Annotated in this window: 9 protein-coding genes; 2 read left to right on the top strand and 7 right to left on the bottom strand. The window is 64.6% G+C overall.

The window, feature by feature from the left end; genetic code table 11:
- Positions 1–85 precede the first annotated feature (85 nt).
- From EDD32_RS17820 to EDD32_RS17805, 4 genes are read right to left on the bottom strand one after another with little or no spacing between them, the layout of a single operon-like run.
- The gene (locus EDD32_RS17820; RefSeq protein WP_123919685.1) at positions 86–2,890 is read right to left on the bottom strand and encodes an ATP-dependent helicase; all 2,805 of its coding nucleotides are present in this window, start codon (positions 2,888–2,890) and stop codon (positions 86–88) included.
- The gene (locus EDD32_RS17815) at positions 2,887–3,774 is read right to left on the bottom strand and encodes a hypothetical protein (protein ID WP_123919683.1); all 888 of its coding nucleotides are present in this window, start codon (positions 3,772–3,774) and stop codon (positions 2,887–2,889) included. Before EDD32_RS17815 ends, EDD32_RS17820 begins: the two co-directional genes overlap by 4 nt.
- Positions 3,774–6,479 carry a site-specific DNA-methyltransferase gene (locus EDD32_RS17810; RefSeq protein ID WP_123919681.1) on the bottom strand — a complete coding sequence of 902 codons (2,706 nt, stop codon included), beginning with the start codon at positions 6,477–6,479 and terminating at the stop codon, positions 3,774–3,776. Before EDD32_RS17810 ends, EDD32_RS17815 begins: the two co-directional genes overlap by 1 nt.
- Positions 6,469–9,537 carry a BPTD_3080 family restriction endonuclease gene (locus EDD32_RS17805; RefSeq protein ID WP_123919679.1) on the bottom strand — a complete coding sequence of 1,023 codons (3,069 nt, stop codon included), beginning with the start codon at positions 9,535–9,537 and terminating at the stop codon, positions 6,469–6,471. Before EDD32_RS17805 ends, EDD32_RS17810 begins: the two co-directional genes overlap by 11 nt.
- A 163-nt stretch (positions 9,538–9,700) precedes the next feature.
- Between EDD32_RS17805 and EDD32_RS17800 the strand changes: the two genes are divergently transcribed.
- Complete coding sequence (locus EDD32_RS17800) at positions 9,701–14,149, top strand: protein NO VEIN domain-containing protein (RefSeq protein ID WP_170175347.1); 4,449 nt, start codon at positions 9,701–9,703, stop codon at positions 14,147–14,149.
- A 690-nt stretch (positions 14,150–14,839) separates the two neighbouring features.
- Positions 14,840–16,282 carry a C-terminal helicase domain-containing protein gene (locus tag EDD32_RS17795; RefSeq protein ID WP_123919675.1) on the top strand — a complete coding sequence of 481 codons (1,443 nt, stop codon included), beginning with the start codon at positions 14,840–14,842 and terminating at the stop codon, positions 16,280–16,282.
- 70 nt (positions 16,283–16,352) lie between these two features.
- On the opposite strand, the gene EDD32_RS17790 is transcribed toward EDD32_RS17795, so the two are convergent.
- The 3 genes from EDD32_RS17790 to EDD32_RS17780 all read right to left on the bottom strand — a co-directional run bounded on the left by EDD32_RS17790 (position 16,353) and on the right by EDD32_RS17780 (position 20,973).
- Positions 16,353–17,576: a hypothetical protein gene (locus EDD32_RS17790; RefSeq protein WP_211338883.1), complete on the bottom strand. Its 1,224-nt coding sequence runs from the start codon at positions 17,574–17,576 to the stop codon at positions 16,353–16,355.
- 13 nt (positions 17,577–17,589) lie between these two features.
- Entirely contained in the window at positions 17,590–17,781 is a 192-nt protein-coding gene (locus EDD32_RS17785; RefSeq protein WP_123919673.1) for a hypothetical protein, read from the bottom strand.
- A 207-nt stretch (positions 17,782–17,988) separates the two neighbouring features.
- Positions 17,989–20,973, bottom strand: coding sequence for a DEAD/DEAH box helicase (locus EDD32_RS17780; protein ID WP_170175346.1), 2,985 nt, complete (start codon positions 20,971–20,973; stop codon positions 17,989–17,991).
- Positions 20,974–21,006: the final 33 nt, after the last annotated feature.

The raw sequence follows: 21,006 nt of genomic DNA, 5'->3' as shown, positions 1-21,006 counted from the left end.
CGATGTCTAGGTCGTCTACCGTCTTCAAGGTCAATCCCCAGCGGTCCTGGCTGAGACTTCCACAAGGCTCCGACAGAATCAGCCGTTATCGGCCAGAGGAGGCTCTCCGCGCCCGCCGCTGATCCGCCGGCACGTCCCGGCAAAGTTCCGCCAGGTCGCACTTCGAGCACTTGTCCTCCCAGACTGGGAGGCGTGGAAGATCGTTGTCACGCAGTGCGTCGCCCGCCGCCTTGATCCGACCCCGGACGGCGGTGAGCAACGGGTCCTCAACGAGCTCGCGGATGGTCTTGCCCTGTTCGTCGAGGTTGAGGACCTCAATGAGATCTGCCCGTTCGCCGGTCAGCTCCTGATAACCAACTGCGTAGACATGAAGCTGGTCGCGCGTAACGTCCTCGTCCTGGGCCCGAGCCGTCGACTTGAAGTCGACAATCGCGACCTCGTCACTGTCGAGGCGACGGACAAGGTCGATGCGGCCGTCAACCGTGATCCCAGGAGCCACGTGCACCTGGATCTGCTTCTCGCTGTGGACCGTTCGCTCCAAGTCCGCAGCGTGATCCGTCAGGTAACGCTCGACAGACTTAATGGCGGCGGCACGCAGCGTTGCCTTCAGCGCCGGATAGGCGTACGGAGCGTGCAGGTGTCGGTCGACGAGGTCCTCGGCGGCGCCCGCACCGAGTATGTCCCCATTGAGCGCGCGCTTGTGCGCTTCGGCTAGCGCGTCATGGAGACCCTTCCCGTAGCCGAGCGCCTCGTGCAGCGGCGGATTGAAGCCGTAGAGAAAGCGCAGCTTGAACTGGTACGGGCACTCGAAGAGGTACTTGAGTTCTGAGAACGAGAGGGTGACGTTCGGCAGCTCCTGCTTGGCATGCGGCTCGAGCGTGGGCGCGGGAGCTGCTGGCTCGCGGGTCAGGAACCAGGGCTGCCGAGAGCAATGGTCGAAGAACTGCGAACGTCTGCCATACAGCCGATTGCCGGGCACCGGAGAGTAGGAGACGAATAGGAACTTCTGGGCCCGGGTCACTGCGACGTAGAACAGGCGAGTCTCGTCCTCGACGGTTCCGCGGTAGCGATCGGGGCTCGCGACCGCGGTGTCCGGAATGACGTGGAAGAGTCCGAGCCCGCCTTGCCGCTTCGCGGGAAAGCGGTTGCTGCGGAGACACGGCACGAAGACCACCGGCCACTGCATGCCCTTGGCTTGGTGGACCGTCGAGATGACGACGGCATCGGGTGCGGCGTACCCGACGTCTGCATCAGCGTCGGCGTAGTAATCGGGTGCTTGGTGCTCCAGCCAGTCGGCGAACGACCTGTACTTCTGGGCTGGGTCGGTGTTGAAGTAGATCGCTTCGAAGTCCGAGATCGCTTGGCTGAACTTGCCGAGTTGGTAGAAGACCAGTTCCGCACGTGCGGGATCGCCGGGAACGGTGTCCTCGCGGAGCATGAGCGTTTCGAGGAATTCCAGGTACAGGCGCTGGATGTTGTAGACGCCCCACCTTTCGCCACGGTCGAAGTCGCGCCCCTCGTCCAACACCCGCATCGCAGCCGCCCAATCTCCGCCGGCCGTGAGTAGCGACGCGTCGTCGAACAGAGTCCGTAGCGCCGCTCCGTCAATCTCGCTCACGATGTAGCGGAAGATTCCGACAATCGCCTGGATCTCGGGGCTATCGAACAACCGGTTGAGTCCCTTGATCACAAACGGAATGCCCCGGCGGCGCATCTCGTCCACGAGAGGTCCGGCGTCACGGGCCACCGATCGGAACAGCACCGCGCAGTCCGACCACGAGAGGCCGCGCGGATCCGCACTCGGCCCGTCGGCGAAGGCAACTCCCCGCATGGCCTGGATCCGGTTGCAGATCCACGATGCCTCCGCATCCGGTTCAGCGAACTCGAGAGCCAGGAGGTCACCACGAGCGAACTTCTGATGTCCCGAAGCAACCATCGCCTTCGAGAGCCTCGCCCCGAAGGGAATGAGCTCAGCGACCGACCTACCGACCTCCACGACGCCCCCGCTCGAGCGAAAGTTGTCGTCAAGTGTGACCTGTCGAACGCCGGCGTAGCGATCCTTAAAGGTCAAGATGTTGCTGACCTCACTACCGCGCCACTGGTAGATCGTCTGATCGTCGTCTCCGACGACGCAGAGGTTCGCGCCGAACTGCACGAGGCCCCGGATCAGTCGTTCCTGGAGCGGGTTGACGTCCTGGTACTCGTCGACGACCACGTAGCGGATCTCGTCACGGATGTTGCGCTGGACCAGGCCGGCCTCCGCATCCTCGTCCGGATCGCCCTCAAGAAGTTGCACCGCGAGATTGATCATCTCCGTGAAGTCGAAGTACGCGTTGTCGTACAGCAACTTCATGTAGTCCCAGTGGGACCTCAGCACACCGGCTGGAACCTGCTCCTCGTCGATGGTGTCTTCCCGGAGCACGCTTGTTGCCTGCATGTAGAGCTTCGAGTGGACAAAGCGCCGGAGGCGAGGTGTCCCGGGCGACAGCGTGGGGCACTCGGTGAGCCCTGACTTCCGGCTGTTGCGATCGATGAACAACCGCGTTGTGATGTCGGTGAGCACGGAGAACTTGAAGGTCTCCGGCACGAGGCGCTGCACCAAGTCGAGGGCGTATCCGTGCATGGTGCCTACGTACATCTCGGCGATGCCCTGGGTGCTCACGCCCTCAGCCTCGAGCACCGTGTGGATGCGCTCTTTCAGTTCCGCTGCTGCCTTCTCCGTGAACGTGAACGCGATGACGTTGCGCGGCTCGATGCCCGGCTGCTTTAAGATCTCGGCCACACGTTGGGAAATGACCTGCGTCTTCCCCGACCCCGCACACGCGATGATCTGCAGCGGCTCGTCGAGACAGGCGATGGCTGCCGCCTGCGCTTCGGTGTAGGCCGTCATCGAGGGCTCGGCTCCTTCGGCCCCGTCGGAATCGCATCCGGTGAGCCAGTCATGTGCTCGATCATCTCAACCGGGAATGGGCTCTGCGGCATTGTGTTGAGCCAGTCGACGCATGCCAGCGCATCGCGAAGAAATCCTGGGGCGACTCGATCGATCTGAACTGTGAACTTGCCGACGACTGGATATTCGTAACGGGTGATCGTGCCCTCGCGGTCCGCCATCATCCGACCGGACCCAGCGTAGGCAGTATCGCCCAATCTAATTCCCGAGTTCGCTGTCGTTGCACTGCTCAAATTGTGATGGACAAAATCGCAGAGGAGTGAGTATCTCGTTTCGGCGTCGGTGTGCTCGGGCTCAGACGCAAGCCCTCTAACACAGTTCGTGATGTTGAAGGGTTCCAAGCGTTTGCTCGGGACGCCAGCCTCGAGCAGCAGCGAACGGAACTCCGGGTTTGTGGTCGCGTATCGGGCACGTACAAGTAGTCCAAAGAACTTTTCTCCGAGCGGCCGCCACGACCTATCGGAGACCGCGGCCACTGTCTCGACCAAACGGTGATTGACCTCGTGCAAGTAGGCATTTAGCTCGAACATGCTCCGCGCGATCGAGTACAGCGTCATCGGATTCTCGTCGTCGACTGACCGAAGGAAGCCGTCCACGAGATACATGAATCTAATGCGGTTCGAATGCACCAGATGTTCGCGGTGGATGGTCGCCGTCTGCAAGATGTGCTTGTAGATCCGGACTGAATCGCCCCGTCGGGACTCGATATCCAACACCGCGTCTGGTTCGAAGAGCTCGATACGCTCCGCGACGCGGGGTAGCAGGTCGTCTCGAAGATTGCGGATCTTCTCCAAGGACTCCTGTCCACAAGGGTCCTCAGACATCAGTTGACCTCGAAAACCTTCATGACCTCATCGCCGTAGTCGTTGATGACCTTCACTGCGACTTTGCCGCTCTCGGGCTTCGCGAAAGGTCGGGAGACGGTCTTGTACAGCGACGCCCAGGCGTCCTCGTCGACGTCCGCCTTAAGCGCGGTCTTCAGACGCTTGTACGGGTCGTTGCCGCCAGTGAAGTAGCAGTGCCGGACGAAGAACGACTCGCCGTTATAGTCGGTGTCGATCATCCACAGCGCGATCTGGCTAGTGTCGTTGCTTCGCACCTCACCTGTCGTTGGGTCGTAGATGTCGACGCCCTTGAGATCCACCACGTAGCCTCCGGCGCTCTTCGAGATGTCGATGTCTGGCTCGCCGAAAACGGTGAAGAGGTTCCCTCTCCCCGTCTTCTTTAGCTCCTCCCCCATCAACAGGTCGGCATTCATCCGCACCATCAGAACGGGGAGCTTGCCGAGCAGACGTGCGCCTTCGACCTGGGCGAAGCCCTCGTCGGTGGCCTCAACCGTCACGCCGTCGGTCTCAGTGACGTTGGTGACGTTCGGATCGAAGGCGAAGCCAAGAAGGCAGAGCAGGTCGACGTTGTCGGCCTGGATCGCCTCTTTGGCTGCGCTCTTTACGTACGACGCACTCACCGTGCCGTACTGCGGGCCGACCGCGATGCCGATCCGTGAGGGCTTCGCGTGGTCGCCGGCCGGGATCTGCTCTCCGATTGCCTGGATGTACGAGCCGGCGTAGGTCTCGAACGCCGCGAACCTGATGCGTTCCGCCTTGGTGCCGTTCTGGATCCCGGCCTTCGCGAGGTTGTCAAGGATCGACTGCTCGAAGGTCGGCGCGTCGGCGTCCTTCGCTGCCTCGGTCTCGGAGACCGGCTCGTCCCAGTCCCTAAACGAAAGCGCACGGTGTGGGCTGAGCGACTCGACCGTGAACGGACCAGCGACTCGAACCTTCCTTGAATCCTCGAACGGTCTGTCATACATCAGCTCAAAGTCCGAGTGTCGGGTGATCGCGGCGTCGATCGCGGCCCGCGTCATGCCCTCCTGGATATCGGGGTTGTTGGCAATCGACTTGAGCATGATGTGCGGGATGCGTGCGTAGACGAATCCGTGGCGGATGTCGCCCGTCGGGGTCTGCCGCGGAAGAACGGCGGCTGTAAGCGACTGCTCCTTCTTGTAGCCGTCGACCGAATCCGCTAGCAGGTACCACGGATAGCGCGCTGCCATCACCCGTTGTCGCGCCAGGGCAAGTGAGACACGGGACGTATCCATCGTGATCCAGCGCCGGCCCCATTGCTCCGCAACGTACGCCGTCGTTCCGCTACCGCAAGTCGGGTCAATCACGAGATCCCCAGGGTCGGTACACATGAGCATGCATCGCTCGATAACCCTGGTGTTCGTCTGAACAACGTAGACCTTTGGATCAGCAAAGCCCGATGTCACCGTGTCATCCCACAGGTTGTTGATCGGGAACGCAGCGAAGTCGTCCAGATACCTGACGTAGGTCAGCGTGTTTCCCACTGGAGCGACACGATTGGCGGCAACGAGCCGCTTCATCCCTGCTTCGCTTGTCTTCCACACTCCCTTGCCGGGCGTGAAGATCCGGTCCCCAATCTTTACCGGATACCTCGTCTTGTCTACGCCGCTCTGGGACGTGAGTTGGTCGTACCGAAAGATCCGATCACCAGCCGAGACTGCGGCTCCCCGATGAGGCTCACGGGTTCCGTCCTCCCGCTCGACGTACCGGTATTGGCCGCCGCCCGCACCGTCCACCGTCTTAGCGAAGTAGAGCTGCCGATACTTGACGTTCGATCGGTCGCGGGCGAACCACACGACGTGGTCGATCACCCCAGCGAGGGTGTCCGTGCCTCCACTAGGCGAGCCGGCGCCGCTTGTTGTCTTATAGCTGACCTGGCTGACGAAGTTCTCACTGCCGAAGACCTCATCCATGAGGCTCCGGACCAGGTGCACGTTCTCGTCGCCAATTTGAACGAAGCAGGAGCCAGAGTCTGTCAACATTTCTCTCGCGACCAGGAGGCGGTCCCGCAGGTAGCCAAGGTACGAATGAATCCCGAGCTCCCAGGTGTCTCGAAACGCCCTGATCTGCTCGGCCTCCCGGACAGCGTCTTCCAACTTGCCGTCGCGAACAGATCGATTACGCGTCGACACTTGCCAGTTCGACCCGAACTTGATGCCGTACGGCGGGTCGATATAGACCATCTGGACCTTGCCACGCAGCTTCTCGCGCTCAGCAAGGGAAGCCATGACCTGGAGGCTGTCACCGAGAATCATGCGGTTCGACCAGTTTGCGTCGTGCTCGTAGAACTCGATCTGTTGGAGGTCGTCGAGGCCGTCGAACGAGTCAAAGAGCGTGAGCTCCGGCTCCTCCTCCGGACGTTCGCCCGTACGGCGCAGGTTCTCGATCAACACCCTCGAGTCGATCTTCTCTTGGATGTAGATTGGCGGCGCGTCCGTGACCAGGTCATTGTCGTACACGCCTACCTCATTGGACGGCGGGTACTTTCCGCGCCAAACCAACTGCGGGTCGAGGGACTCGTCTCGGGCGTACCGGACCTGACGGACCTCCTCCAGGACAGCGCTGTCATGGAACTCCACGCTGTCTGCCGTTGGGATGTTGGTCCGCTTCTCGTCGTGAGTGATCGAGTTGACGGGGGTCGGGTCCTTCGAGCTGTTACGCGCCACGAGCGCTCCTATCGCTGCCAGTCTCGCTGAAGTCCAGAAGGTCGGGGTCGCCGATGATCGGCGCGTCGTCGTACACGGCCTGGATCGCCTCCGCGATGCGGACCTTGAAGCTGTTCGGGTCGGTCATCTCGATGTAGCCCCAGCGCCCAAAGCCACCGTGATTGTTGACCGCGACGCACCACGAGTCGCGAGCCGTGATGGCCTTCTGCTGGGTTGGTCCAGGGCTCTTCTGACTTCCGGAGACCTCGATAATCAACATCCGCTCGATATCGGATTCGTCGTGCTTGACCAAACGGACGAGGAAGTCCGGGACGTATGAGTGACTCCGCCCCGTGTGCACGTACGGGATGGTGAAGCCGAGGTGGTCGTTCTTGACGTAGGAATACACGTTCTTGTTGAGCTCGAGCTCGCTGGCGAGGAGCTGCTCCCAGGTGTTGCCGTCCTTGCCGTCCAGCGTGACGTGCGAGACCTCAGACTTCTCGGCAGTGACGACTCGCTTGCGAGTGACGAAGTCGACGTCGCCGGTCGAACCCTCGGGGTCGAAGCGATTGATCATCGGGCGTAGCCGCTCTCGCCGGTTGCCCACGTGCCTGGTGATGGCATTCCAGACCTGCTCGGCCGCGAGGACTCGCGCCTCGGTAATGGTCATGAGGTAGCCCAGGTTGTAGTCACCCTTGAGCACGACCTTCTGCTCGATCCAGTCTTGGCAGAGCTTCACAAGCTTCGGGAAGAGCCATGGACGCTGGTCGCCAGCAGTCGTGAACTGCTCATCGAGAATCCGCTTGGCCAGGGCGAAAGCGACCTGCTGCGGGCGGTAAGCAGCGGGGTCCCCTTCCTCGAGCTCGCGCCTGCCGACGACTCCTCCCATTTCGACCCAGGTCGGAACGGTGTTCGGACCGATCTCGAAGACGGGCGCGTTGTCCAGATCGAGCCAGATGTCCTCGTCGGGAAGTTCCACGCGATAGCCGTCGAGCTTCGGAAAGGTAATGCGCAGGTCATCGCGTTCTTCGAGTGCTCGCACCTCGATCGAGGGCTTGGGCGGCGCAGGGTCAACGATTGGCTTGTCGCTGGAGATGAACTGAAACGGGATGCCGTACACGTTCGCATACTCCGGCTCGAAGTAGCCGTCCTCATTGGTTGCGTAGTTTCGCCGTCGCAGTCCGCGGCCAACTACCTGCTCGCACAGCAGTTGGCTGCCGAATGCTCGAACACCGAGGATGTGGCTGACCGTGTTGGCATCCCAGCCCTCGGTGAGCATCGAAACGCTGACGACACAGCGGACGTCGGCACCGAGCTTGCCCTTCTTGCCAACGGTGTTCATAACCTCGCGCAGCAGGTCCTGGTCCGTCAGCTTGTCGGTGTCAGCTCCTGGGTTGCGCTGGCGGTACTCGGCCTTGAACTTGGCGATCTCGAGGCCGGCCGCCTTCTTGAAGTCGTCCTTGAGCGTCTCGCCTGACTCGAGCTGTGCTGAGTCGACCAGGATGCTGAACGGCCGAACGACAGGCTGACCATCGACGATGTTGCTGAACAGCGCAAGGTTCCCTGGCTTGTGGGCGATGACTTCGCCCTCCTCGACGATCGCCTCGCCGGCGATCCAGTCGTAGACCAACTTGCTGACGACCGTGTTGGGGCAGACGACGATGAAGACTGGGGGTGTCTCGCCGAACGGCTTGAGGACCCTCTCCCAATGCTCGTACGCCTTTTCGTAACTGCGGTAAAGGCTGCGCAGCGCGCCTTCGAGTTCTTTGGGCGGCAGCCAGTCCTTGACTGTGTCCTTGGCTGCACGCTTGGGCAAGAGCTGTCCCACGTAGTCCCACAGCCGCAGATAGGTGACGAGGTCTTCGTCGGCGTCGTCGTCGACTGGGGTCCTCGGAACCTTGACGATGCCAGCCTCGATCGCGTCCATCAGGGAGAAGTCGCTGACGGTCCAGGGGAAGATGTAGCCCTCGTTGTAACCGCTGCCGGAAAGGTAGAACGGGGTCGCGGAAAGGTCCCAGACCTGTTTGATCCCGACGTGCTTGGCGATGGCCTGCAGGCCGGAGAACCAGACGCCTGCCTTCTCGTTCTCCTCCGCCTGCTCCTTCGCTACCTTCTCGCCAGTCTGAATCGGGCGAGCGAGGTAGCAGTGATGCGCCTCGTCGTTGAGCACCATGATCTGCTGCTTGTCCGCACCCAGGTCCCGGAGGACCCGGCTCACCATGGCTTTCGGCGTCTCTTTGAACGGGTCCTCAGCGCGGTCACCTTTGAGCAGCAGGCGCGTGTTCTTGGCGATGCCCTTTAATTCCTTGGCGTCCTTGAGGAGGAAGGAGTGGTAGTTCGTGATGACGATGCGCGCGCTGTCGAGGCCGCCCTTGAGATCGGCCGGCACGAGGTCCCGCAGGTCGTAGTAGTTCTCCGAGTCCTCGGGCAACAGGACCCGAAGGCGGTCGCGGATGGTGATGCCCGGCGCGACGATGAGGAACCGGTTGGTGAACCGCGCGTCGCGCGGCGCGTACTGCTTGTTCAGCGTTTGCCAGGCAATAAGCATCGCCATGACTATGGTCTTGCCAGAGCCAGTCGCCATCTTGAGTGCAGCACGCGGAAGGCCGCTGTTGTGTGCCTCGTTCTCGGGCTCCAGCCGCTTGCGCCAGTCAGCGTAGGACGCCTGCCGTCCCGCGACCTCGGTCAGAAAAATGGCCGTCTCCGCAGCCTCGCGCTGAGCGAAGATGACGCGGTTCTCGCGGGTTGGGTCAGCCCAATGCTGAAGGAGTTTCCGCGAGATGGGAGTGACCCCGGCGTACTGCCCGTCCCGGCGCCACTTGTCGACATCGCGACGGATGTCGTTGATCAGGCTGTTCTTCTCGCGACGCTCATGGGTCACGTCGAAGTCGAACCCCTCCTGCTCGGACCCGTCGCCGCCCTTCTTGCTCTTCTTGCTGACAGCGATCGGGATGAAGGACTCGCTCGGCCGCCGGCCGTCCTTGATCTCACCCGTCGGCCCCTGCGGACCGATCACGTAGTGCCGGTCCGGCTGCTCGTAGGGCGAGTTGAGGATGGGGTTGTCGATCGTCCCCGTCATGCGCGCACCTTCTCCACTCCCACGGAGACCACCCTAGTGAGGTCCTCCGACGGAAATGAGCAGGTTCGCCCCGAGTTGGAGCCCCGCCTACGCCCACGGACGGATTCAACCGACTCTGTCGGCCGTCCTCGGTACGGTGATCCGGAGACTTGGAGGATCGGGAATGACGGGCACCGCCAGCGAGCAGACGACGCTTTCGAGAGCGTCGGATCACCTTGGGAACCTTGCGAACATCCTCAAGGACCTCGGGGGTGGCGGCACGCTCCTGCACGAGTTGACGCAGAACGCGAACGACGCGGAGGCGGCTCGCATTACCTTCACCGCGTCGCGCGAGGAGCTGACCGTCTGGAACTCCGCCGTGTTCACCGACTGTGAGCGCCAGGACTTGAAGCGGTGCCCGTGGAAAGTTGACGAGGGACGGCGTAGTTGCGACCTGCACTCATTCCGCCAGGTCGCGGGCCGACACAAGGCCGACGACGCCCGGACGACCGGAGCATTCGGCGTGGGCTTCACGGCCGTCTATCAGGTCACCGATCATCCCGAAGTCCTCACGGCAAGGCGACACCTGATCCTCGACGAGTCCCGCGATGAAAATGAACGGATCGTCCTGTGTCCCGGAGGATGCTCAAGGGATCACGCCCGGGCCGGAACAACCTTCTTCCTGCCTTGGGCCCGGCAACAGACTCCGTTGCGCCGAGACTTGAGCTCCCCTCCGATGACCGATTCCGACGTTGCCCGGCTCGAAGAGGAACTGCACGAAGCAGCCGGAACCGCGCTGATGTTCCTCGACCGAACCCAACTACTCAGCGTCGAGTCGCCCGCACGGGCGACCAACGTGGTCCGGAAGCGGCAAGAGAACCGGATCACCGTCACGGTCAACGGCGCGACCTCCGGTTGGCTGCTCCTCGAAGGCGAGGCGGAGGGTGCGTCTCGGTTAAAGCAGGAGTACGAGCCCGACTCGAAGAGATCCTCGGTCGTCCAGGTTGCCGTGCCTGTTGAGGAGAGTGTTGTGGGCAGGATTTTCGCGGATCTCCCGACCGACACTCGAACCGGTTGGAGCGGCCACATCAACGCGACCTTCTTCCCCCGACAGGACCGAAAGGGCGTGGAGTTCGACAGTCGAGGATTTCGCGGCAAGTGGAACGACCTCCTGCTCGATGCCGCAGCCACCCTCATCGCTGACAACCTGGAAACGATCGCGCAAGAGCTCGGTCACCGAGTGGTGTGGACCTATCTGGTCGATGTTGAGAAGGTCAATCGCGAGATCGCCAAGGACGAATACCCGGCGGTGTTCAACAGGTTCTTCGAACGCGCGAAGGAGTTCGCCTCCGGGTCTCGCATCGCCCTGCTCGCCGACGACACGTCCGTCTTGCCGGCCGGGACGGTTGTGCCCCGAGATGAGGACGAGTACGACGCCGTGGGGGTCATGCTCCGGCTGGGCATGCCAGTCCTGGCGCCTTCCATTCGGCCACTGGCGAGGCAGACGACGCTCACGCAGTACGGCATGAGCGTCCTCAGGATCTCCGATGTTGTTTCGGCGCTGGAAGAATCCGAGATAACTGAGGCGTGGGAGCCGGAGCGCGACGACGCGCTGCTAACCGCTGCAGACGTCGAGGCGCTCTTGCGCCTTGTCGACCACCTTCAGGACCGCGGCAAGTCGCTGCTGGCCAACTCCAATATTGCCGAAGTGGCGATCGTCCCATGCGTGGGCGGAACGTATGCGGCTGCGTGTCAGGTATCGAGGCTCGAGGAGGACGACCGCGCCCTCTTCGAACTTCTCGACCCCGACCTGAAGATCGTGGACGCAGCGAGATTGGCTGCGCTCTGTCCCAACCTGATCGACCTCTGCGACGACATCAGCCCTGAGCGAGCGGTCGAGATCTTCGAAGCCGATCCAGCGGCTCTCGAAGTGGCGCCCGACCTGGTTCTGGACTGGCTGGACAACCACCGGGCGGCCCTGGCTCGAGAACTTGGAGCCCGCGTCAGTGCTCTTCCCCTCTTCCCGAGCGCCGGTGGCGAACTTCGGCCGCTCACGGAACTGTCGCTATCGTCCGACTTCGACGACCTCCTCGGCGTCGCCGACGTTGTGGACCGTGACAAGACCGCCGGCCATACCGACCTATTGCGCCTACTCGGAGCCCGGGAGCTCGACGCCGTGGAGTACCTACTGCGCCATGTTGCGCCGGCTGCGGTCAAAGGCCTCAGCGCCGACCAAGCTCGACAAGTGCTCGAGATCATTCAGCGCCACCGTGTCGAGTTGGACCAGGCCCCCGGCGCCCGGGCGATCCTCCGCCAAACGCCGATCGTCCCCTGCGCCGACGGACTACATCCGGCCAACAACGTCCACCTGCCCAACCCGGCGCTCACACTCATCGCACCTGAAGCGCCCATCGCTGACACCCGCGGCATGGCGTCTCACCTCGTCGAGACGCTCGTGTGGCTTGGGGTGTCGACACATCCGAGCGATGAGGTTTTGAACGAAGCCGCTCTCAGACTCGGACAGCAAGATGCCGCGCCGGACGCAGGCGTCGTACTGGCGATCCTTGAGGCTCTGCCCAACCCGCCCGAGTCGGAAACCGTCCCCGGTTCGTTGCGATCGCTACAGACGGCAGCATGGCTTCCGTGCGAGGGAGGCGGCCGCGGGAAGCCAAACGAGATCTTCGCAACGTTTCAGCGGTATCTATTTGAGTCGCAGGGCAAGAAGCTGGCGCTCCATGTGACCGACCAAGGTCGACTCGCCCCGGTCCTGGAGTGGCTAGGCGTCCAGAGGACGCCGGGAACAGCCATGGTCATCGCCCACTTGCGCCACTGCGTCGCTGGGAAGAGCAGGCTGCACCCCGAGGTGTACCGCACTCTTGGACAAGCGAAGGAAGAGCACGCCGTCAAGGCGCTAAGCCGCGAACCGTGCATCCAAATTGGTGATGGCGCGTTCGTTGAGCCGAGTACCGTCTTCTGGTCAGATCCCGGACTCGGCGAATGGGCGCACGTTCTAGCGCCGGGCAATCGGGACTACCAAGCCTTCTTCGATCGCGTCGGGGTCAGCGAGTCAGCGGAACCGGCTCACGTCGAGGAAACACTGCGCCGGGTCAGCCGAGCTGCTGGCAACACACGGCTCGATGAGGATGCCAAGCGGGTTGTCCATCGCTGCTGGGAACTACTCGACCAGCATCTCCCGGAGTCAGCAGAGACGCTGGCGACACTGGGCGCGATCAAGTCCGCCGTCGGCCCGCGTGACCTGCTCGAGAAGCCCGAACTACTCCTGTTCGCAGACGGCCGTCGGCTTGCCGAGACGATTCTGCTGATCAGGGACAACCTGATCAGACGTGATCGGTCCACTCATCGTGCGTTGGCCGCAGCCGGGGTCCGGCCTGCCGAGGAAGTGATCACCCCGCACATCAATGAAGAGGCGCCTTCGAACGAGGCGTCGTCACTCGCCGCGCTCGTGGACGACCGCATGCCGGCGCTCGAGCGTCTTGCCGAGGCGCAGCGCGTAGCGGACGGGGCCCAATACGACCTCATGCGACTGGCCGAGACCGGCATCGAGGTGATGCCCGACCTCACAGTCGAATACGTCACCCGATTCGCGCACCAGCATCAGGTCGATCCGCCCCGACCAACGGAAGCGATCTACCTACCCGACGAGCTGCGCCTGATCGTTCGAACGGAGACCCCCAACCGTCACATTGCTCGAGAGCTCGCGCTTTGCATCGCTCCCGACATCGACGTGAGCTCGCTGGCGCCATCCATCCTGGAGATCCTGACGGCCACCGATCTCGCTGATGCCATGACCGTCCTCGACGAGTACGGGGTGCGAGATCTGGATTACACCGAGTGGGAACGGGTGGGCAGCCAGACCTCCGTCGAGGTCCAAGACCTCGACCTCGACCCCGTCACCCCTGCGCCATTGGACGACGACCTCGACTCAAGTCGCTCCCAGGACCCGCCCGCTTCCTCCGACGGGGATGTAGCGGAAGACCCGGCACTTGGCGGGGAGTCCGAGTCTGGCGGCAACGCGGACGGCGGTGATGCACCGTCGTCGACCGTTCCGGGTCGGAAGCGGACCCGGCGTCACCCAGGCGGCGGGCAACGGCGGACTCACATGGCTTCCTTCGTCTCGTACGACAACGAGGACCGAGGCCACGACGACAGCGGTGACGGGGCAGCTGAAGAGTCACCAGTTGATGTCGCGGGCGTCCGCCGTGTGCTCGAGTACGAGCGGTCTTGCGGTCGGAACCCGGAGGAGCAAGCGCATAACAACCCCGGCTACGACGTCCTCTCCAGGGACGCGAACGGTGTCGTCCTCAGACGCATCGAGGTCAAATCGATCGGCGGAGCCTGGACGGGCTTCGGCGTGTGGATGTCCGCCACCCAGCTCGAGGAGAACAGGGCCCATCCAGACGACTTCTGGCTGTACGTGGTGGAACACGCAGAGGACGGCGATGCCGCAGTAGTCCACCGGATTCAGAATCCGGTGGCCGAAGCGACCAAGTTTGGGTTCGATGCTGGTTGGCAAGCCCTCCGCGAGCCTGACGTCGAGCGCGACTTGACGGGCAAGGCTCTCATCAACTCGACTCGTCGCCTCCTTGGCTGGGCGAAGCCGGAGGAGCGATGAGCTCCTGGGCGACCGGCCTGGGTCGAGCACAAACTGGTCTCCTGCGCCGGTAGTCCGTCGAAGAAGTCGTTCTAGTGATCCCAAGATCTGTTCGGCGGCTTGGCCCAGATGTGCGGGGTTGACCAGGTCAGGTCCGGCGCGTCCGCACGGACCCCGCGCGATCCCAAGGCGCATCGCGACGCCAACGGTCCGCGCCCACTTCGGGTCCCACAGCCCCCGCTCGTCCATGAGGTGCGCGAGGAGCTCCTCGAGCAGCACCGTGCACGCCACCGGCGAGGCCAGCACCCGGCCGACGCAGTCCTCGACCCCATGCTCGACCCGCCGTGTCGTCACCCGGTCGACGACACGCACCGCGATCGCGCCGCGCGCGGCCGCACGCCGCTCCTCATACGCCGCCCGCGGCCGCACGCCGCTCCTCATACGCCGCCCGCCGGCACACCTGCTAGCACCACGTCGCAGGCCGCCCCCTCTCTCGCATCGGCACCGGCGCACCACACCGCGGACACAACCCCGGCTCGACTCACCTGCTTTCCGTACGGACGTAACAGCAACGGCCTCTGGTGCCAGAGGTGTGAGCGCCTTGTGTTCTCGGCGTGGAACGTCGTCCCCAAGGCGGTTTCGGTCCTGCTCAGCTACGAGGTCGAACGTCGCGCGAGTGCCGCCAGTGGGGGAGAGGGGAGGCCCAGCTACATGCACACCATCACCCCGCCGCTGCGGTTCCAGGTCGAAGGCGGCCGGCGGAGCGGGATGCCGGTGCTCGGACTTCTTTACCCCTCGGTCACGCTGGCCCGCCTGGGGGATCCCCTCGAGGTGGCCCGGTCGACGGCGAGCACGCTGCCCGCTGACGTTTCTCGGGTGCGCGCGGAGGTTGATCGCCGGGTTCGTGCGGCGCTCAGTGCGCTACCCGATCCGGAAGGCACGAGGGACGAGCGGTGGTACTGGGCTGCTCCCTTTGCGCTCGACCGTCTTCACGACGGTGACGAGCAGCTGGAGTTCCAGCGGATGATGCGCCGATGGGGCGACGAGGATGTTGAGGACGCCACCACACGTCTGGTCGAGCACGTTGCGGAGGCTGCATCATTCGACGTCGCCGATCTCGGCGCACGTCCGGACGACCTGGCCGACGTCCTCACGGATCTCGCGCTGGCAGGCCCGGGCGTGGCCGCCCTCCGCGCCCTGTCGCGGGTCTCCGGTGGAGGCGATGTGCTGGCGGACGTGCACGTGCGCGAGAGCGCCTCGATCGTCTCGTGGGGACTGCGGTCGCTGTTCAACCGGCCGGAAATCATCTCAATCCTCCGCTCCGAGACGGACGGCAGGCTGCCGTACTGGCGGCGGGTGCTGCGCCACTGCGTGGAGGGAAACCTCCAGTCGGTGCTGGACGAGTACGCGCACGTCCTCACCGAGTCGGAGGGCCTCCAGGACACTGCCGGTGCGGAGAGGGCAGCCGAGATCAGCGCTGTCATGGCGGACGCGGCGAGCATCCGGACCGTACGCAACGCGATGGACGACGTCGTGATCGACGAGGCCGGGATCCGTCTCGAGCAGCGGCACCTCCGTGCCCACTTCGCGATGAGGTTCGGGCGGGCGGCCACCGAGGACGATGCTACGCAGCGTGAGGGGAAGGTCAGGGTGGCGTTCAACTCGCCGTTCTGGCCCTTTGTGCTCGCCTCCACGAGCGTGGGCCAGGAAGGGCTGGACTTCCACACCTACTGCCATGCCGTCATGCACTGGAACCTTCCCGGCAACCCGGTGGATCTCGAGCAGCGGGAAGGGCGCGTGCATCGCTACAAGGGACACGCAGTGCGCCGGAACGTCGCTGAGCGCCACCACGGCGCAGCGTTCCACGCCATAGTGGATGACCCCTGGTTCGCGATGTTCCTTGCGGCGGCCGAGCGGCGGCCGGCGGGGGAGAGTGAGGTGTACCCGTATTGGATCTTCACGGAGGGCACGGCAAAGATCGAGCGGCACATCGCACTGGCGCCGCTGAGCACCGAGTCTTCGCGGTACCGGCAGCTGCAGAAGTCAGTGGGGCTGTACCGAGTGGCCATCGGGCAGGCACGCCAGGAGGACCTCGTGACGCTTGCGGGCGAGGGTCAGGACCTGTCGTGGATGCAGCTGGACCTGACGCCATGAGCTTCATGATGGGCAGCCTTGACGGCGAGTCTGGAGCGGGCAGCTGTGGGTGCGAGGCGGCGACCCAGGATCACACAAACGACCTGATGGTCCTGTCCGCGTAGAGCAGCGTCTCGTCGATGGCCTTCGCCATGTCCTCGACGGCGTCCCGTTTCGCTGTGAGGAGCGCGCTCACGTTGATGCTGCTGACGGCTAGCAGGCAACCTGCGACCTCGAGAAACTCTCCGTACCGGCGCTGCCCCTCGCTCCCAAGCGAATCCCATCGTCGGGGCTCGGCAGGCAGACTGGTTCGCCACTTGTCGAGGGCGTGGGTGCCATGAACGCTGACGTACTCCATGATCTCCCTGGCACGTTCGAGCACGTCGGTCATCACGTCGAAGCCCTTCTGGGACTGCCGTAGAGCTGCTTCCGCGGCTTCGACCTCGCGCCGTAGACGTTCCTCCTCCATTCGGCTCCGCCGCTGCCTGACGACGTAGAAGCCCGCGGCCGCAAGTGCTGCGGCGGGTGCGGCAACCATGCCGGTGAGTAGAAGGGCGCCCCCAGCCATGCCAGCCCCCCCGGCCGCTAGCGTGCCACCCCCGAGAAGGGCGAGCGTGGCGTTGGTAGCGGCGACACCGGACAGGGCGGAAATGGCGGTGCCGGTGGAGGCGGTTCCAAGGAGTGCGGCAGCGGTGAAGGCGCCGTACGCGGCGGCCCCGCCTGCGGCTGCACCCGCCGCGACACCGGTTGCAGCGCCCCGGACCGCATTTGCGATGCCGACCGACATAGCCTGAATTCGTATCGCCGTCGGTGCTTCACCCTCGCCCTCCAGTTCCGCCTCGCTCGGCATCTTCGGTTCAGGGGCACCGGTGATGGTCTCCGCTAGTTGGACAAACTTGAGGAAGAAGTGGTCTCGCGCCTCATCGTGATAGGTGTTGAAAGACTCCGCCAGGTCCTGGGTCGTCCTGGAGCGAGCTGCCACCGTCTCATTGACCTTGTCGTGGCGAAGCTTCGTCTCGGCGACTTGCTCGCGAAGCCTCGCGGGTCTCGGCTTCTCCTGATCGGCCAGTGACCTGGTCCGGTCCGTCGCCTCCTGCTTGAGCTTCTCGGGAGTGAGCTGGAGTGCGAGAGCGATGGCCGCGAGTCTGCGCTCGCCGGGGGTCACGAGGCCCCGTTCGACCCTGGAGATCGAGACGGCCCCACCCTTTCCGTACTCGGCAAGGCTGGCGAGCTCCTGCTGAGTCATCGGTGGCGACTGCGCCTGACGCCGCTCGCGGATGGTGAGGCCCATAGCCTCCGCGCTGAAACTGTCCATCTCAAAGCCTCGTTCAGTCGCTGTGCCGCCGCCAGGACGACCGAACCTCGAGTGCCAGCTCGGTACCGGAGCGAATTGTCTGGGCGCCGTCCTCAGCAAATTGCCTGGCAGCCTTCACAACTGCAGGGTCCCGGCGAACTGCGTCTGCCGTGCGGATGTTCTGGCTGGCCATCGCAGCGAGGTGCTGGGCGTCGATCTTGGACATGGTGACCTCTTCCTTGAGTTCTCTGCTCGCACCAACGACCATAGCATCCGATAGTGTGCGCTGTCTCGTGTTTAGTGATCACTATCTAGTGCTTGGGGCCTTCGTCGGTCGAAGGGCCCTCGACGCGTCGCCTGTTGCTGCGGTGGGTCCGGTCGGCAGCAATTCGCGTTGCTGCGTCAGGAGATGTCCAAGACCCGTGTCGCCTGATCAGTCAAGCAGGCCCATCGTGGTTGCCAGCTCCGCCTCGTCCACGGTTTCCGGCACGACGACAGCGTCCTTGAGCGTGGTCTTCTGCCGGAGCAGGCGGTCCAGGTTGAGGTCGAAGGAGTCGTGGTGCGGGTGGAGCGCGATGGGAAGGTAGACGTGCACAGGGCGCGTCTGGCCGATGCGATAGATGCGGTCCGTCGCCTGGGCCTCTTTCGCGGGGTTCCAGTGGCGTTCGAGGTGGATGGCATGGTTCGCGCCCACGATCGTCAGGCCCACCCCGACCGCGAGTGGCGACATGATGATGAGGTTGAACCCGGGCTCGGCCTCGAAGTCCTGGATGATCCGACGCCGGGTCTCCCCGCCACCCTTGGACACGGCGGCGGTGTCCCCATTGACCACCCGAACCGGGAGTCCGTAGCGCTGGTGCAGCCAGAGAGCGAGGTGCTGCTGCACCTTCTTGTTGACGACGAAGATGATCACCTTCTCGCCCCGGGACCGGATGTCGTCGAGCACCGGCAGCATCGCCCGCATGCGCGCGGAGAGCTCGAGACCGGACGGGTCCTTCGCCAGTGCCGAGTCACCCTGGGCGTCGGGGTGCAGACTGACGGCCCGCAGCGCCTGGATGGCCTTGAGCGCGGCACCCTGGCTGCGTTGCGCTCGTGCCTGGAACGCCTGCACGTGGGCGTCGTACGCCGCCTGCTGAGGCGGGGGCATGGTGAGGGCGAGTCGGGGGTCGTGAGCGATGTCGGTGCCGGGTGCAGGGACGCCGCTGTGCACCGTCTTCGTCGGCAGGTCCGGCAGGTGGTCCTCCTTGACCCGCCGAAGCATGAACGGCCCCACCTCCTCCCGGAGGCCACGGCCCAGCTCGGCCTTGCGTTCACCGTCCGCCCCGTCCATCGGCGTGACCCACGCCTCCTGGAAGGTGGGCCACGAACCGAGGAGGCCTGGCTGTGCCGTGTCCATCAGGCACCAGAAGTCGAGGAGGCTGTTCTCGATGGGCGTTCCGGTCGCGAGCAGCTTGAACCGGGCTTTGAGGCCCTTCGCGGCTCGGGTCCGCAACGCGTCTGGGTTCTTGATGTTCTGGGCCTCGTCGAAGACGACTGCACCCCAGTCGACCTGGGCGAGGGACAGCTGGTACGAGGCGAGCGTCTCGTAGGTGGCGAGCACGAGTCGCCCCGGCACGTCGAGCCGGGCGGGGCCGTGAGCGTCGCCTACCCGCAACGACAGGCGGATGGCGTCCTCACGGAGCATGCCGTCATTGCCGACGTTGCTCGCTATGGCCGACGTCTCGCGGCCCGCGCCCCCGATGCGGAACCGGCCGAGGTCCCGGCCACTCTGCAGCACGACGACGTCGTCGAAGACCGGCCCGGCGAACGTCTCCCGCAGCTCGCCCTCCCAGTTCTCGATGAGGGAGACCGGGAGCACCGCGAGCGTGGGACGGCGTTCGTCGCGCGCGTCCTGGGCGGCCATGAGCTCCCGCAGCGCGACGAGCGTCATGTAGGTCTTGCCCAAGCCCATGTCATCCGCGAGCAACGCGCCCTGGACACGGTCCGGGGCGTCGGCGTCGCCGTCGAGTGATGCGGCCATCAGCGCTGAGAGCAACTCGATGCCCTCGCGCTGGTGGGGGTACGGCGCGCGCAGCAGGTCGGCGTACGGCACCGCCCGAGGGGGTGACACGTCCGCGACCCTGGCCCGGAGCAGATCGGTCAACGGGAGGGCGTCGCCGATCACCACGCCGACGGCGACAGTGCGCTCCCTTGCGCCGGCGGGCGGCCGGCTCTCATGCTGGCGCCGAAGCCGAGCGCGTGTGAGGACGAGCGCCTCCTGGACCGCGTCGTGGTCCGAGACGTCGACCAGCTCCTCGGCGACGGGCACGACCGTCCGGCCCGCCGTCCACGCCTCGTCGACGTCGCGTTCGACGGCGGTCAGGCTAGCGAGGTCCTGAATGAGGTCGGGGAGCACGCGTGCCGGCTTGACGGTCGCGCCGTCATCGAACCAGCTGATCCCGGACTCCGACGCCTCGACGAACGACTGGGTGACAACTCCGACGCCCGCGACGCGGACCCCGAAGTGGAGCTCGACATCGACGAGAGCGGTGTCGAAGAAGGAGCCCGGGGCCTTGAGGAAGGTCGGGACCTGGTGCTTCGGGATCGTTCGGTTCGACAGAACATTGCGGACACCGGCGAGCTGCTTCTCCTCGAGCAGGATGAGCTCGTCGTCGACCCGCAGCACCCCCGTGTCCGACTCCTCGTCGAGCTGGCGCCACCGACGGTCCAGCGTGGCCGTGTCGACGTCGGTACCGAGGTCCGGGGTGACCTTGAGCGAACCGTCGGTGCCGGGCTCGACGACGAGGCCGACCGACTCGGGGACGGTGGTGCTCCACGAGTCCAGGTGGCCCAGGCTCAAGCGGAAGCTCGGGTCGCGAGATTCCTCGGGACCTTCCGCCGCCAGCCTGTTCGCGCCCTGGAGCTCGGCGACGAGGCGGACGTTTCGGGACTCCGTGCGCTCGTCGAGGTCGAGCCGGCTGTGCTCCTCGACCGCGCGCAGCGCGCGGAGAGCGGGCAGCGAGAGCCGGTAGGACGTCGCCGATCCAAGGCGAAGCGTGGGGCCCAGCCGGTTCGACGGCTGCGGACTTGCACCACTGTGGGCGAGGATGGTGACCGCGAAGCGCTGGGACGTGGTGTTGGACCGGACCTCGGCGACGAAGGTCCCGGGGAACCTCGGTGGGAGGCCGACGATCTCGGCTTCCTCGTCGCTCAGCCGCGCCACGTCCTCGGCGTCCATCTCGAAGCCGTTGGGCAGGGGTCGCGCCGCGCCCTGCTCGGCGAGCATCTCGAGCACGAGGTGCTGCTCCTGGGCGGTGCGCTGTCCCTGACCACGGCGGAGAAGTTCGAGGTCGGACGCGGTGGTGACGAAGTTGGCGCCATCGTCGTCGAAGGTCACGTCGAAGCCCGGCATCGGGGCGTCGGTCTCGTCCGGCCGCATGCCAAGGCCTCGAAGCATGTCCCGCAGGCCCAT

Source organism: Georgenia muralis (genome assembly GCF_003814705.1).
GTDB classification, from domain to species: Bacteria; Actinomycetota; Actinomycetes; order Actinomycetales; family Actinomycetaceae; genus Georgenia; species Georgenia muralis.
The sequence above is the reverse complement of the archived record's forward strand: the minus strand, read 5'-3'. Positions and strand labels throughout refer to the sequence as shown.

Coding starts and splice junctions, on each gene's coding strand:
- EDD32_RS17820 (WP_123919685.1), bottom strand. CDS start 2,890: ATGACGGCCTACACCGAAGCGCAGGCGGCAGCCATCGCCTGTCTCGAC.
- EDD32_RS17815 (WP_123919683.1), bottom strand. CDS start 3,774: ATGTCTGAGGACCCTTGTGGACAGGAGTCCTTGGAGAAGATCCGCAAT.
- EDD32_RS17805 (WP_123919679.1), bottom strand. CDS start 9,537: ATGACGGGGACGATCGACAACCCCATCCTCAACTCGCCCTACGAGCAG.
- EDD32_RS17800 (WP_170175347.1), top strand. CDS start 9,701: ATGACGGGCACCGCCAGCGAGCAGACGACGCTTTCGAGAGCGTCGGAT.
- EDD32_RS17795 (WP_123919675.1), top strand. CDS start 14,840: ATGCACACCATCACCCCGCCGCTGCGGTTCCAGGTCGAAGGCGGCCGG.
- EDD32_RS17790 (WP_211338883.1), bottom strand. CDS start 17,576: ATGGACAGTTTCAGCGCGGAGGCTATGGGCCTCACCATCCGCGAGCGG.
- EDD32_RS17785 (WP_123919673.1), bottom strand. CDS start 17,781: ATGTCCAAGATCGACGCCCAGCACCTCGCTGCGATGGCCAGCCAGAAC.
- EDD32_RS17780 (WP_170175346.1), bottom strand. CDS start 20,973: ATGCGGCCGGACGAGACCGACGCCCCGATGCCGGGCTTCGACGTGACC.